This window comes from Mycobacterium persicum, from assembly GCF_002086915.1.
GTDB lineage: Bacteria > Actinomycetota > Actinomycetes > Mycobacteriales > Mycobacteriaceae > Mycobacterium > Mycobacterium persicum.
Map to the genome: position 1 here is coordinate 662,781 of NZ_MWQA01000001.1, position 12,851 is coordinate 675,631.

Genomic DNA, 12,851 nt, shown 5'->3' on the forward strand with positions numbered 1-12,851 from the left:
CGTGCGACTCTGCGTCTGCTCGCGGGGCTAAGCCCGGGCTAAGCCTGGGCTAAGCCAGGGCTAAGCCAGCACCGCCGTGATCTCGGCGGCCGCCTCGTCGCCGTAGGCACCGGCCAGCCGGGACGCTGCGGCCTGGTGATCCCACTGCCACTCTTGGGTGCCGGTCGATTCCAGCACCAACACCGCGACCAGCGAACCCAGCTGCGCGGACCGCTCCAAGCTCAACCCGGCACTGCGCCCGTTCAGGAAACCGGCGCGGAACGCGTCGCCGACCCCGGTCGGGTCGGTCTGGCTGGTTTCGGGGACCACGCCGACGTGGATGGTGGTGCCGTCCGGGTCCACCACATCCACCCCCTTGGGGCCCAAAGTGGTCACCCGCAGGTCGATCTGGGCCATCACCTCGGCCTCCGTCCAGCCGGTCTTCGACAGCAGCAGGTCCCATTCGTAGTCGTTGGTGAACAAGTAGCTGGCACCGCCGATGAGCTGACGGATTTCCTCGCCGGACAGCCGAGCCAGCTGCTGGGAGGGATCAGCGGCAAAGGCCAGCCCCAGTTTGCGGCATTCCTCGGTGTGTAAGAACATCGCCTCGGGGTCGTTGGCGCCGATGATGACCAGCTCCGGAGTGCCGATCGCCGACACCACGTCGGCGAGCTTGATGGTGCGGGCCTCTGACATGGCCCCCGGATAGAACGATGCGATCTGGGCCATGTCCACGTCGGTGGTACAGGTGAACCGCGCCGTGTGGGCGGTCTCGGAGATCAGGACGTGATCACAGTTGACACCGTGGGCTTTGAGCCAGTCTCGGTAATCGGCGAAGTCCGCGCCGGCCGCGCCGACCAGCGCCACATCACCGCCCAGCACGCCGATGGCAAAAGCCATATTCCCGGCCACGCCGCCGCGGTGCACCACCAGGTCGTCAACTAAGAAGCTGAGCGACACCTTGTGTAAGTGCTCGGGCAGCAGTTGCTCGGAAAATCGGCCGGGAAACCGCATCAGATGGTCGGTTGCAATCGAACCGGTTACCGCAATCGTCACAAAATCTCCGTCCTTGGTTCGTAAGGTCGTCTAGCCTCTCACAATTATCGACGCCGCGGCCCGCCCCGTCGCGTCGACAGCCGACGGCAGGTATTGCGCTAGCCTGCCCTAGGGAACTCACCTCATTGCCGGAATCCGCTGGCGGGCGACAAGCCCATATGTCGTTCCGTCAACCACCGTAGGAGAACCACGATGGCTGGTCAGCACCCGCCGAACCCTGCCGTCGGCACCGAAGGAGCCCCAGAGCTGCGACCATACCCGCCGACCGGGGCCGATGAGCCTCTTGAATACCCTCACGAAGCCGCCGACCGGCAACCCGCCTTTCACCCCGCCCCGACGGCGGGTTATGCAGGCATGCCGGGCTCCTATCCGAGGCGACGGCCGAGGCGGCTGCTGATCGGCACCCTGCTGGCCCTCGCCTTGGTCGGTGCGTTGACCGCGGCAATCGTGTACGGGGTTCGCACCAACGGGGCCAACACCGGCGGCACCTTCACGGAAGCATCGGCCAAAACGGCGATTCAGGGCTACCTCAACGCACTTCAGCATCGCGATGTCGACGTCATCGTGCGCAACGCGCTGTGCGGGATCTACGACGCGGTCAAGGACCGGCGGTCGGATCAGGCCCTGGCCAAGTTGAGCAGTGACGCCTTTCGTAAGCAGTTCTCCCAGGCCGACGTGACGTCGATCGACAAAGTCGTGTACTGGTCGCAGTACCAGGCCCAGGTGCTGTTCACCATGCAGGTGACGCCTGCCACCGGCGGCCCGCCGAAGGGGCAGGTGCAGGGCATCGCCCAGCTTCTCTTCCAGCGCGGGCAGATACTGGTCTGCTCCTACGTGCTGCGCACGGCCGGGCATTATTGACCGGGCCGGGATGATCCCGGCCCGGCAGACCTACGTCGGTCAGGTCAGTTGAAGGAATCCCCACACGCGCAGGACCCGGTCGCGTTTGGGTTGTCGATCGTGAAGCCCTGCTTCTCGATGGTGTCCACGAAATCGATCGATGCGCCTTCCACATACGGCGCGCTCATCCGGTCGACCGTCAACGTCACGCCGCCGAACTCCGCCGTCAGGTCGCCGTCCAGCGTCCGGTCGTCGAAGAACAGGTTGTAGCGCAGGCCCGCGCACCCTCCCGGCTGCACCGCAATCCGCAGCGACAGGTCGTCACGTCCCTCCTGATCGAGAAGGGACTTCGCCTTGGCGGCAGCGGCCTCGGTCAGGATCACGCCATGGGTCTTGGCGGTCGGCTCGTTCTGCACCGTCATTGCTTCTCCTACATGCCTCATCGTTAGGTGGGATCGCCGGCTGTCATGTCAGCCCGGACCCGCATCGGGGAAAACCCACTGCTACTAACGGTACCTCGCAGACCGGGGATTCCCGAGTCGCGCGGCGACTTCCGACGCCAAACCCATCAGCTGATTGGCCGCATCGGCCAGTGCCAACCGCACCGAACCCGCATAGTCGGCGATGGACAAGGCCGACATGATGCCCGACGACCGGATCGTCGATTTATCCAAGACCACCTGTCCGGCCAGCACTATCACCGGAATGCCCAGCGGACGGGCCGCGGCCGCGATCTCGCCCACGACCTTGCCGTGCAGCGACTGTTCGTCGAACTTGCCCTCACCGGTGATGATCAGCTGTGCTTCGGCGAGGTCGTCGGCCAAATGGGTGTGTTCGGCGATGATCGCGGCACCGGACTCGCATCGGCCACCGAGCGCGAGCAGACCCGCGCCGATGCCGCCGGCGGCACCCGCACCGGGCGCGGCGCTCACTGCCCGACCGGCGGCCGCGTCCAGTTCCACCGCCCATGCCTCGAGGCGGGCCTCCAGTGAGGCGACGGTGGCCGCGTCCGCGCCCTTCTGCGGCGCGAACACCCTGGCCGCGCCCCATGGCCCCACCAGCGGGTATTCCACGTCGGAGGCGGCGATCAGCTCGACTCCGGTGAGTCGTCGGCGGGCGGCGTCCAGACCGCCGAGTTCGGCGATCATGCCGTACCCGCCGTCCGTGCACGCGCTGCCCCCCAGCCCGACCACGATGCGCCGCGCCCCGGCCGCGACTGCGGCAGCGATGAGCTGCCCGACTCCCCTGCTGTGTGCGGTCAACGCGGTCTCGGTCGTTGGCGGACCACCGAGCAGGGACAGGCCGCAGGCCTGCGCACATTCCAGGTAGGCGGTTGCCGAGGCCTGATCGAACATCCATGCGGCGTCCACGTCGGTGTCCAACGGCCCCGACACCCGCAGCAGCCGTGACTCCCCGAAGCGGCTTTGCAGCACCTCGATAAAACCGGGCCCGCCGTCGGACTGGGGAGCCACGATGAAGGTGTCATTCGGCCGGGAGCGGGTCCAGCCGGTGGCGATCACCGCGGCGGCATCCACCGCCGACAGGCTGTCGCCGTAGCAGTCCGGGGCCACCAGTACCCGCATCGCGGGCAGCTGGATCCGGCCGGGCCCGAGGGCATCGGCAGCAGCATCCGAAGCAGACGAGCCGTCCATTACAAGCAAGAGTAGGGCTAACACGGATGCCGGCGCTGGGTAACAGCAGCACAATTCCCCGTCGCTGTTCCCGGCGCTGGCCGCCCGCACAGTAACCTGTCGACTGTGAAGCTGTTGGGCCGCAAGAAGGGCCACGAAGAAGGTGCCGAGGTTTCGGCGAAGGCTGAGGACAGCCAAGGGGCGCAGACTCGTTCCCCGGCCGAGTCCGCAACTTCTCGCGGGTCGCGAGCAACCGGACCCAAGGGCCGGCCGACGCCCAAGCGCAGCGAGGCGAGGCGCAGCGCAAAGAAAGGCCCCGTCGTCCCGGCACCGATGACGGCCGCCGAGGCGCGTGCCCGGCGCAAGTCGCTGTCCGGCCCGAAACTGAGCCGCGCCGAACGCCGGGCCGAACGTACTGCCAGCCGGGCCCGGATGAGCGAACGCCGCGAACGGATGATGGCCGGCGAGGAGGCCTATCTGCTCCCGCGCGACCAGGGCCCGATACGCCGTTATGTCCGCGACGTGGTCGATGCCCGGCGTTTCAGCCTGCTGAGCCTGTTCATGCCGTCGGCGCTGGGTTTGCTGTTCGTGATGTTCGCCGTCCCGCAGTTGCAGCTCTACATGTCGCCCGCGATGCTGGTGCTGATGGCCCTGATGACCGTCGACGGAATCATGTTGGGTCGCAAGGTGAGCAGGCGGGTCGACGCGAAGTTCCCGAACAACACCGAAAGCCGTTGGAAACTCGGCCTTTACGCTGCCGGCCGGGCGTCGCAGATGCGCCGGATGCGGGCACCGCGCCCCCAGGTGGAGCGCGGAGCCAGCATCGGTTAGCGCCGGAACGCTGGCTGACCACTCATGCGCACCCTGGTTCTCGACGGGATCTGGTCGGGCAGGCTGACCGTCGTACCGGCAACCGCATCCGGGCGCCGCTTCGCATCCGAGCTGGGCAGCCGCACGCAGCAAATGGCAACGGTCTGCGATCAGGTGGTGCTGGTGGTGGCCGAGCAGGCCGTCCCGATTAAGCCGTCACGCACATGATCGGATTCGCGCCGATATCGCCGCCCGACCCGGATGTCGAAGCCGCCGCGCGGGCCCGACAGGACGTCCTGACCAAACCGCGGGGAGCGCTGGGCCGCCTCGAGGACCTTTCGGTGTGGGTGGCCGCCTGCCAGGGTCACTGTCCGCCGCGACAGTTCCAGCGCGCCCGGGTGATCGTTTTCGCCGGTGACCACGGCGTCGCCCGGTCGGGGGTGTCGGCGTACCCGCCGGAAGTCACCAACCAGATGGTCGCCAATATCGACGGCGGCGGGGCGGCGATCAACGCGTTGGCCGACGTAGCCGGTGCGACGGTGCGGGTGGCGGACTTGGCGGTGGATTCCGATGCGGTGTCGGAGCGGATCGGCGCCTACAAGGTGCGCCGCGGCAGCGGCGATATCAGCACCGAAGACGCATTGACCGCCGACGAGACGGCCCGCGCCATCGCCTCCGGCCAGCAGATCGCCGACGAGGAGGTCGACGCCGGCGCCGATCTGCTCATCGCCGGCGACATGGGAATCGGGAACACCACCGCGGCGGCAGTGCTGGTGGCGGCGCTGACCGACACTGAACCGGTCGCGGTGGTCGGGTTCGGGACCGGGATCGACGACGCCGGCTGGGCCCGCAAGACGGCCGCGGTGCGCGATGCGCTGTTCCGGGCGCGGCCGGTGCTGCCCGACCCGGTGGGGCTACTGCGCTGCTGCGGTGGCGCCGATCTGGCGGCAATGGCGGGGTTCTGCGCGCAGGCCGCGGTCCGGCGGACACCGCTGTTGCTCGACGGTATGGCGGTGACGGCCGCAGCTCTGGTCGCCGAACGCCTGGCGCCCGGCGCCCGGCAGTGGTGGCAGGCCGGTCACCGGTCCACCGAACCGGGTCACCAGCTGGCCCTGACGGCGCTGCAGCTGGATCCGATCCTGGACCTGCGGATGCGGTTGGGTGAGGGCACCGGCGCCACGCTTGCGCTGTCGGTGCTGCGCGCCGCAGCGGCCGCGCTCTCCTCGATGGCTACCTTCACCGAGGCCGGTGTGTCCGGTCCGCGCACCTCCGGTATCGGCACGGCCTAGCCGTGATCCGTTCCCTGGCAACAGCTTTCGCCTTCAGCACGGTGATGCGCATGCCGAGTTCGCGGGCAGCTCCAATGGGACGCGGCGCGATGACGGCGCTACCGGTGGTCGGCGCGGCGCTGGGTGGCCTGGCCGCCGCTGTCACCTGGGCCGGCGCAGTGGTCTTCGGGCCGTCCAGCCCGTTGTCCGGGCTGCTGGCGGTGACGGTGTTGCTGGCGGCAACCCGCGGCCTGCACATCGACGGCGTTGCCGATACGGCCGATGGCCTGGGTTGCTACGGCCCGGCGCAGCGCGCCCTTGCCGTGATGCGCGACGGGTCGTCGGGGCCGTTCGGGGTGGCGGCCGTCGTCCTGGTCATCACGCTGCAGGGGCTGGCCTTCCCGGCGCTGGGCGCCGCTGGTGCCCTCGTGGCAGTCTTCGCCGGCCGGATCACCGCGGTGCTGGCCTGTCGCCGGTCGGTTCCGGCCGCCGACGGCAGCGTCCTGGGTGCGCGCGTCGCCGGTACCCAGCCGGCGGCCGTGGTCGCGGCGTGGCTCGCTGTGCTGGTCGCGGCTTCGCTGCCGGCGGGGCCACGGCCATGGCACGGGCCGGTAGCGGTACTGGTGGGGGTGTTGTGCGGTGGCGTCCTGGTCGCGCACTGCGTGCGCCGGTTCGGTGGTGTCACCGGTGACGTGATCGGCGCGGCGATCGAACTGACGACGACGGTCAGTGCGCTATTGCTGGCGGCACTGGCCCGCCTCTAGTCCTCGCGACGTTCCCCCAATCGGTGGACACGCGTTTCCCCTGATTGTGGCCGATCGGAGGATTGTCTCCGCCGTTTAGCAGCCCTAACCTCTTCAGACATGCCGTTATCACCGTCGACCAGGGCGGTCGCTGCCGCTTCGGCGCGGACCAGTCCGTTCGGGCGATTGGTGACCCAGGGCACTTTCTACACCACCGGAATGCAACTCAGCAACAGCGCCGTGGTGCTGCCCTTCATCTGCGCACATCAGGGCATCACCTGGGCGGCCGGAATGCTGTTTCCGGCGTACAGCATCGGCTTGATCATGGGAAATTCGGCGTCGCCGGCGATCCTGCAACGAGCCGGCCGGATGCGCCACGTGCTGCTGGCAATGACCGCGGCGACGGTGGCTGCGCTGATGATCTGGGATGCGGTGATCCCATGGACCGGCGTCTATGCCGCGGCGGTGTTTCTGCTGACCACGGCAGCTGCCGGCGTTGTCATCGCGGTGGCCACTGTCGCCTATACCGACATGGTCTCCAGCAAGCTGCCCGCAAGGCGCCGCGGCGAACTGTTCCTGACTCAAGGCGCCGCGGGATCGACGCTGGCCACCGGCGTCATGCTGCTGATAGCGCCCATGCTGGCCAGCGGTGATCAAATAGCCCACTACCGCGATCTGCTGTGGCTGGGTGCTCTCGCTCTGATTGCTTCCAGCGTCGCTGCGCTGCTCGTGGGTCCCATGCGGTCCGCGTCCACCACCGTCCGCCCGCCGCTTCGGGAAATCTATCGACAGGGTTTCGCGGTCGCCCGGGACCAGCCGTGGTTTCGCCGGTACGCGGTGACGTATCTGCTGTTTGCCCCGATCTGCCTGGGAACCACCTTCTACAGCCTGCGCGCCGCAAAGAAGATGGGCAGTTTGCATGTGCTGGTGGTCCTGTCCAGCGTCGGACTGGTCGTCGGTTCGGCGTTCTGGCGCAAGATCTACCGTCGGTTCGGAGTGCGCGGCATGCTGCTGGGCAGCGCATTGTGCAGCACGACCGCCGCCCTGGTGTGCATCGCGGCGGAGTTGTCGGGCCAGTGGTACCACCTGTGGGCGTACGGCACGGTTTTCCTGCTGGCGACGCTGGCCGCCCAACCCGTATCCGCGGCGTCGGTCTCCTGGATCAGCGTGTTCGCCGCCGAGCAGCACCGCGCGACGCTGATCGGCTTCGGGGCGACGTTGCTCGCGATCACGTTCACCGTGCTGGGCGGTGTCCTCGGCATGATCGCCCAAAAACACGCCACCGTGTGGCCGGTCGTCGTTGTGCTGGCGCTGTCGCTGGTTGCTGCTTTCGTCGCCGTCCGGGCACCCGGGCCAATGGACGACCGGGCGCACGATCGATCATCGCGACCGCAGACCGGCGTACCAAGGCTGGTCCTGCTCGGAGACTGCGACGGCTCCGCGCTCCGCCGGCAGACCCGACGGGCCACGGCCAGCTGGCAACCCGAGCCGGTTCGGCCGGCGGCCGCCGCAGCCGCGGCCAGCTAACCCAACCGCGACATCCACCCGTGGGTGTCGGCGAAGGTGCCCCGCTGAATCCCGGTCAACGTGTCACGCAATGCCATGGTCAGCTCACCGGGCTGGCCGTCGGCGATGGTGAACTCGACGTCGCCGTACTTCACCCGCGACACCGGGGTGATCACGGCGGCGGTACCACAAGCGAACACCTCGGTGATCTCGCCGACGGCGGCCTTCTTCTGCCACTCGGCGATATCGATCTTGCGCTCCTCGACCGTCACGCCGGCATCGGTCGCCAAGTGCAGCAACGAATCCCGGGTGATGCCGGGCAGCAGCGAACCGGACAGCTCCGGGGTGACCAGCCTGGCCGATCCGCCGCTGCCGAACACGAAGAAAATGTTCATCCCGCCCATCTCTTCGACATAGCGGCGTTCGACCGCGTCCAGCCACACCACTTGGTCGCACCCGTTGTCGACGGCTTCGGCCTGAGCCAGTAGCGAAGCGGCGTAATTGCCGCCGCACTTGGCCGCGCCGGTGCCGCCGGGGCTGGCTCGCACGTACTCCGTCGACACCCAGACGCTGACGGGATTGACGCCGCCCTTGAAGTAGGCGCCCGCTGGCGAGGCGATCAGCAGGTAGCGGTAGTCCTTGGCCGGCCGCACGCCCAAACCGGGCTCGGTGGCGATGATGAACGGCCGCAGATACAACGCCTCCTCGCCGCCGGCCTGCGGAACCCAGGCGTTGTCGACGGCGATCAGCTGACACAGCGATTCGATGAAGAGCTCGTCGGGCAATTCCGGGATCGCCAGCCGGCGGGCCGAGGACCGCAACCGCGCGGCGTTGGCCTCGGCCCGAAACGACACGATCGAACCGTCTGTCCAGCGGTAAGCCTTGAGGCCTTCGAACACCTCTTGCGCGTAGTGCAGCACGATCGCCGAGGGGTCCAGCTCGATCGGGCCATACCCGATGACCCGGGCGTTGTGCCAGCCCGTGCCCTCGGTGTAGTCGATCGAGACCATGTGGTCGGTGTGGAATTTGCCGAAGCCGGGGTCCTGCAGAATCGCTACGCGCTGGGCATCGCTTGCCGGATTCGCCGCGCGCGTCACGGTGAACTGTAAGGAACCGCTGGCCATGGCGCCGATTCTATCGGTGTGCGAAGGGTTTTCCGCAGGCGAGTGGGTCGCTAACGGGTTTTCGCCTCGACGAACGGCGGGGGCACCACGGCACACTCGGCGGCGCGCCCGCGAACGTCGACGGTGACGTGCCCACCGTCCGGCACGTCGGCATCGGTATCGATCAGCGCCAGCGCGATGCCGGCCTGCAATGTGGGCGAAAACGTTCCCGACGTGGTGACCCCGACCGCGGTATCGCCGACCAGCACCGTCAGACCCGGACGCAACACGCCGCGGCCGACCATCCGCAGCCCACGCAACAGCCGCCGCGGCCCGGCCGCCTTCTCCGCCAGCAGCGCGTCGCGGCCGAAGAACGCATCCTTTTTCCAGCCGATCGCCCAGCCGCAGCGAGCCTGCAACGGCGAAATGTCGGGTGAAAGCTCGTGCCCGTGCAGCGGATAACCCATCTCGGTGCGCAGCGTGTCGCGAGCCCCCAGACCGGCCGGCTGGCCGCCCGCGTCGGACACCGCGTCGACCAGGGCGTCGAACACCACACCGGCAGTCTCCCAGGGCGGCAGCAGTTCGTAGCCGTGCTCGCCGGTGTAGCCGGTGCGGCACACCCGCACCGGGACTCCGGAATACGCCGAATCGGCATAACCCATGTAATCCATGTCGGCCGGCAGGCCCAACGCGGCGAGCACGTCGGCGGAGCGCGGGCCCTGCACCGCCAATACGGCATAGGAGCGATGCACGTTGGTGATCGCCAGATCGCCCGGGGCAGCCGCCTGCAATGCGCTGACAACTGCGGCGGTGTTGGCGGCGTTGGGCACCAGGAAGATCTCGTCGTCGTCGACGTAATAGGCGATCAAGTCGTCGATGACGCCACCAGATTCGTTGCAGCACAAGGTGTATTGCGCCTTGCCGGGGCCGATGCGGTGCAGGTCGTTGGTCAGCGCGGAGTTGACGAACTCCGCCGCACCCGGTCCCCGGACCAGCGCTTTGCCGAGATGGCTGACGTCGAACAGGCCGACGGAGGTACGGGTGGCATGGTGCTCGCTGACGGTCCCGGCATATGACACCGGCATCATCCAGCCGCCGAACTCGGCGAAACTGGCGCCCAGCGCGCGGTGCCGGTCTTCCAGGGGTCCATGCTGCAGCTCATCGGTCACGACGACACACCCTAATAGGCGACGGCTGCTGGCAGACTTGGGTAGGTGTCCGACTCCCCCGACTCTCCCGACTCCCTCGACTTCGCAGCGCTGGAAGCTGCCGGAATTGCTGATCCACGCGGGCGCGCCGACCTGATCAAGTACTTGGACGGACTGGGCTTCACCGTCGACGAGATGGCCGAAGCCGAGCGCCGCGGCCGGCTGTTCGGTCTTGCCGGTGATGTCTTGCAATGGTCGGGGCCTCCCCTCTACACCGTGCAGTCGGCGGCCGACGAACTCGGGTTGTCCGGCGAGGAGGTCGCCCGCGTCTGGGCCCTGCTCGGGCTTACCGTCGCCGGTCCCGACGTTCCGACGTTGAGCCAGGCCGACGTCGACGCGCTGGCAACCTGGGTGGCGCTGAAAGCGGTGGTGGGTCAGGACGGGGCGTACGGACTGTTACGGGTGGTCGGCACCGCGATGGCCCGGCTCGCCGAAGCCGAGTCGACGATGATCCGCGCCGGCATGCCGGACATCCAGATGACCCACACCCATGACGAGCTCGCCACCGCGCAGGCCTACCGGGCCATCGCCGAGTTCGTTCCCCGGATCGGGAACTTGATCGACATCGTTCACCGGCATCATTTGACCAGTGCCCGCACGTATTTCGAAGGTGTCGTTCAAGACACCTCGGCGAGCGTCACCTGCGGCATCGGTTTTGCGGATCTGTCCAGCTTCACCGCGCTGACCCAGATGCTCACGCCCGCGCAGCTGCAGGAATTGCTCACCGAGTTCGGCGCCACCGTCGCCGACGTGGTGCATGCCGACGGGGGCCGGCTGGTGAAGTTCATCGGTGACGCGGTCATGTGGGTGAGCCCGACACCCGAGCGGTTGGTGCAGGCGGCGGTCGACCTGGTCGACCACCCGCGGGCCCGAGAGGCCGACCTGCAGGTGCGCGCCGGGCTTGCCTACGGCACCGTGTTGGCCATCAACGGCGACTACTTCGGCAGCCCGGTGAACTTGGCCGCGCGACTCGTGGCCGTCGCGGCACCGGGACAAATCCTGGCCGCGAGCGAACTCCATGACAAATTGCCGGATTGGCCCGCGACCGCGCACGGCCCGTTGACGCTGAAGGGTTTCGACGCCCCGGTGACGGCCTTCGCGCTGCGGGCCCGCGACGCCGACGGGCCAAGTCCCGTAGGGTAATTGCGCGTGACCACCGAACCGTCCAAACCGGGTTACCACAGTCCCACCGTCAACGTTGCCACGTCACTGCCGAAACGCGGTGCGGGTTCGGCAGTGCTGATCGTGCCGGTCGTCTCGACCGGTGACGACGAGACGCCCGGAGCGCTGGTGGCCGTCGCCGAGCCGTTCCTGAGCGCCGACGCCGTCGCCGACATCGAGGCCGGTCTGCGCGCACTGCAGGCCACCGGAGCCGGCGAGCAGATACACCGGCTGGTCGTGCCGTCGCTGCCGGTGGGCAGTGTGTTGACGGTCGGCCTGGGCAAGCCGCGGTCGGAGTGGCCGCCGGACATCATTCGCCGGGCCGCCGGGGTGGCCGCGCGGTCGCTGGGCAGCGCGCCGGCGGTGCTCACCACGCTGGCCACGCTGCCCGGCGAAGGCGTCTGCTCGGCCACCGTCGAAGGACTGATCCTGGGCAGCTACCGGTTCACCGCTTTCCGCAGCCCCAAGACCGCGCCCAAAGACGAAGGGCTGCGCAAGATCACGGTGCTGAGCACGGCCAAGGACGCCAAGAAGGACAGCGCGCGCGCCGCGGCGGTGGCTACCGCCGTCGCCACCGCGCGCGACTTGGTGAACACACCGCCGAGCCACCTGTACCCTGCCGAGTTAGCCAGGCGGGCAAGGGTTTTGGGCGAGGCAGCCGGACTCGAGGTCGAGGTGCTCGACGAGAAGGCGCTGCAGAAGGCCGGTTACGGCGGGGTGATCGGTGTCGGTCAGGGCTCGTCGCGGCCGCCGCGCCTGGTGCGGCTGGTCTATCGAGGTTCGCGGCTGGCCAAGAATGCGAAGCGGGCCAAGAAGGTCGCGTTGGTCGGCAAGGGAATCACCTTCGACACCGGCGGGATCTCGATCAAGCCGGCCGCGTCGATGCATCACATGACCTCGGACATGGGCGGGGCAGCCGCGGTGATCGCCACGGTCACGCTGGCCGCGCGGCTGCAGCTGCCGATCGACGTGATCGCCACGGTGCCGATCGCCGAGAACATGCCCTCGGCGACGGCGCAGCGCCCCGGCGACGTGCTGACCCAATACGGCGGAACGACGGTCGAGGTGCTCAACACCGACGCCGAGGGCCGGCTGATCCTGGCCGACGCGATCGTTCGGGCTTGCCAGGACAACCCGGACTATCTGATCGAGACGTCAACGTTGACCGGTGCGCAGACGGTGGCACTGGGCGCGCGTATCCCCGGCGTGATGGGCAGCGACGAGTTCCGCGATCGCGTCGCCGCGATCTCGCAGCGGGTCGGCGAAAACGGCTGGCCCATGCCGCTGCCCGATGAGCTCAAAGAGGACCTGAAATCCACGGTGGCCGACCTGGCCAACGTGAGTGGTCAGCGTTTCGCCGGCATGCTGGTGGCCGGGGTGTTCCTGCGGGAATTCGTCGCCGACTCGGTGGACTGGGCGCATATCGACGTGGCCGCCCCCGCCTACAACACCGGCAGCGCGTGGGGCTACACCCCCAAGGGTGCCACCGGCGTGCCGACCCGGACCATGATCGCGGTGCTCGAGGACATCTGCGAAAACGGCTAGA

Annotated in this window: 12 protein-coding genes and 1 pseudogene; 8 read left to right on the forward strand and 5 right to left on the reverse strand. The window is 68.3% G+C overall.

What is annotated here, in order from left to right:
- Positions 1-60: 60 nt before the first annotated feature.
- A complete protein-coding gene (locus B4U45_RS02935) occupies positions 61-1,035 on the reverse strand; it encodes a carbohydrate kinase family protein (RefSeq protein WP_075545220.1) in 975 nt (324 codons plus the stop codon).
- A gap of 192 nt (positions 1,036-1,227) precedes the next feature.
- Between B4U45_RS02935 and B4U45_RS02940 the strand changes: the two genes are divergently transcribed.
- Positions 1,228-1,896, forward strand: coding sequence for an Rv0361 family membrane protein (locus B4U45_RS02940; protein WP_075545221.1), 669 nt, complete (start codon positions 1,228-1,230; stop codon positions 1,894-1,896).
- Positions 1,897-1,940: 44 nt separating this feature from the next.
- Here B4U45_RS02940 and B4U45_RS02945 read toward each other — a convergent pair whose 3' ends face one another.
- Entirely contained in the window at positions 1,941-2,297 is a 357-nt protein-coding gene (locus B4U45_RS02945; protein ID WP_036393138.1) for an iron-sulfur cluster assembly accessory protein, read from the reverse strand.
- Between the two features lie 84 nt (positions 2,298-2,381).
- Positions 2,382-3,458, reverse strand: coding sequence for a glycerate kinase family protein (locus tag B4U45_RS02950; RefSeq protein ID WP_089025292.1), 1,077 nt, complete (start codon positions 3,456-3,458; stop codon positions 2,382-2,384).
- Positions 3,459-3,632: 174 nt separating this feature from the next.
- On the opposite strand from B4U45_RS02950, the gene B4U45_RS02955 reads away from it, so the two are divergent.
- The 5 genes and pseudogenes from B4U45_RS02955 to B4U45_RS02975 all read left to right on the forward strand — a co-directional run bounded on the left by B4U45_RS02955 (position 3,633) and on the right by B4U45_RS02975 (position 7,854).
- Positions 3,633-4,337, forward strand: a complete 705-nt coding sequence (locus B4U45_RS02955; RefSeq protein WP_075545223.1) for a DUF3043 domain-containing protein — start codon at positions 3,633-3,635, stop codon at positions 4,335-4,337.
- A 63-nt stretch (positions 4,338-4,400) separates the two neighbouring features.
- Positions 4,401-4,544 (forward strand): annotated as a pseudogene (locus tag B4U45_RS02960) (bifunctional adenosylcobinamide kinase/adenosylcobinamide-phosphate guanylyltransferase); the annotation flags it as partial.
- Positions 4,541-5,605, forward strand: coding sequence for a nicotinate-nucleotide--dimethylbenzimidazole phosphoribosyltransferase (gene cobT / locus B4U45_RS02965; RefSeq protein WP_075545225.1), 1,065 nt, complete (start codon positions 4,541-4,543; stop codon positions 5,603-5,605). The pseudogene B4U45_RS02960 and the gene cobT, both read left to right, overlap by 4 nt.
- Before the next feature lie 2 nt (positions 5,606-5,607).
- Positions 5,608-6,348 carry an adenosylcobinamide-GDP ribazoletransferase gene (locus B4U45_RS02970; RefSeq protein ID WP_075545226.1) on the forward strand — a complete coding sequence of 247 codons (741 nt, stop codon included), beginning with the start codon at positions 5,608-5,610 and terminating at the stop codon, positions 6,346-6,348.
- 99 nt (positions 6,349-6,447) lie between these two features.
- Positions 6,448-7,854, forward strand: coding sequence for a hypothetical protein (locus tag B4U45_RS02975; protein ID WP_089025291.1), 1,407 nt, complete (start codon positions 6,448-6,450; stop codon positions 7,852-7,854).
- On the opposite strand, the gene B4U45_RS02980 is transcribed toward B4U45_RS02975, so the two are convergent.
- Together B4U45_RS02980 and gcvT are read right to left on the reverse strand one after the other, a co-directional pair.
- Positions 7,851-8,957: a branched-chain amino acid aminotransferase gene (locus tag B4U45_RS02980; protein ID WP_082275189.1), complete on the reverse strand. Its 1,107-nt coding sequence runs from the start codon at positions 8,955-8,957 to the stop codon at positions 7,851-7,853. The two genes, B4U45_RS02975 and B4U45_RS02980, sit on opposite strands and share 4 nt — an antisense overlap.
- Positions 8,958-9,007: 50 nt before the next feature.
- The gene (gcvT, locus tag B4U45_RS02985) at positions 9,008-10,105 is read right to left on the reverse strand and encodes a glycine cleavage system aminomethyltransferase GcvT (RefSeq protein WP_075545227.1); all 1,098 of its coding nucleotides are present in this window, start codon (positions 10,103-10,105) and stop codon (positions 9,008-9,010) included.
- 45 nt (positions 10,106-10,150) lie between these two features.
- On the opposite strand from gcvT, the gene B4U45_RS02990 reads away from it, so the two are divergent.
- Together B4U45_RS02990 and B4U45_RS02995 are read left to right on the forward strand one after the other, a co-directional pair.
- The gene (locus B4U45_RS02990; protein ID WP_075545228.1) at positions 10,151-11,287 is read left to right on the forward strand and encodes an adenylate/guanylate cyclase domain-containing protein; all 1,137 of its coding nucleotides are present in this window, start codon (positions 10,151-10,153) and stop codon (positions 11,285-11,287) included.
- Positions 11,288-11,293: 6 nt separating this feature from the next.
- Positions 11,294-12,850, forward strand: a complete 1,557-nt coding sequence (locus B4U45_RS02995) for a leucyl aminopeptidase (RefSeq protein ID WP_099225277.1) — start codon at positions 11,294-11,296, stop codon at positions 12,848-12,850.
- The last annotated feature ends 1 nt before the right edge of the window (position 12,851 follow it).

What these genes read in the sequence shown, in the direction of transcription:
- B4U45_RS02980 (WP_082275189.1), bottom strand. Translation starts at nt 8,957, where the DNA reads ATGGCCAGCGGTTCCTTACAGTTCACCGTGACGCGCGCGGCGAATCCG.
- B4U45_RS02975 (WP_089025291.1), top strand. Translation starts at nt 6,448, where the DNA reads ATGCCGTTATCACCGTCGACCAGGGCGGTCGCTGCCGCTTCGGCGCGG.
- B4U45_RS02945 (WP_036393138.1), bottom strand. Translation starts at nt 2,297, where the DNA reads ATGACGGTGCAGAACGAGCCGACCGCCAAGACCCATGGCGTGATCCTG.
- B4U45_RS02940 (WP_075545221.1), top strand. Translation starts at nt 1,228, where the DNA reads ATGGCTGGTCAGCACCCGCCGAACCCTGCCGTCGGCACCGAAGGAGCC.
- B4U45_RS02950 (WP_089025292.1), bottom strand. Translation starts at nt 3,458, where the DNA reads ATGCGGGTACTGGTGGCCCCGGACTGCTACGGCGACAGCCTGTCGGCG.
- cobT (WP_075545225.1), top strand. Translation starts at nt 4,541, where the DNA reads ATGATCGGATTCGCGCCGATATCGCCGCCCGACCCGGATGTCGAAGCC.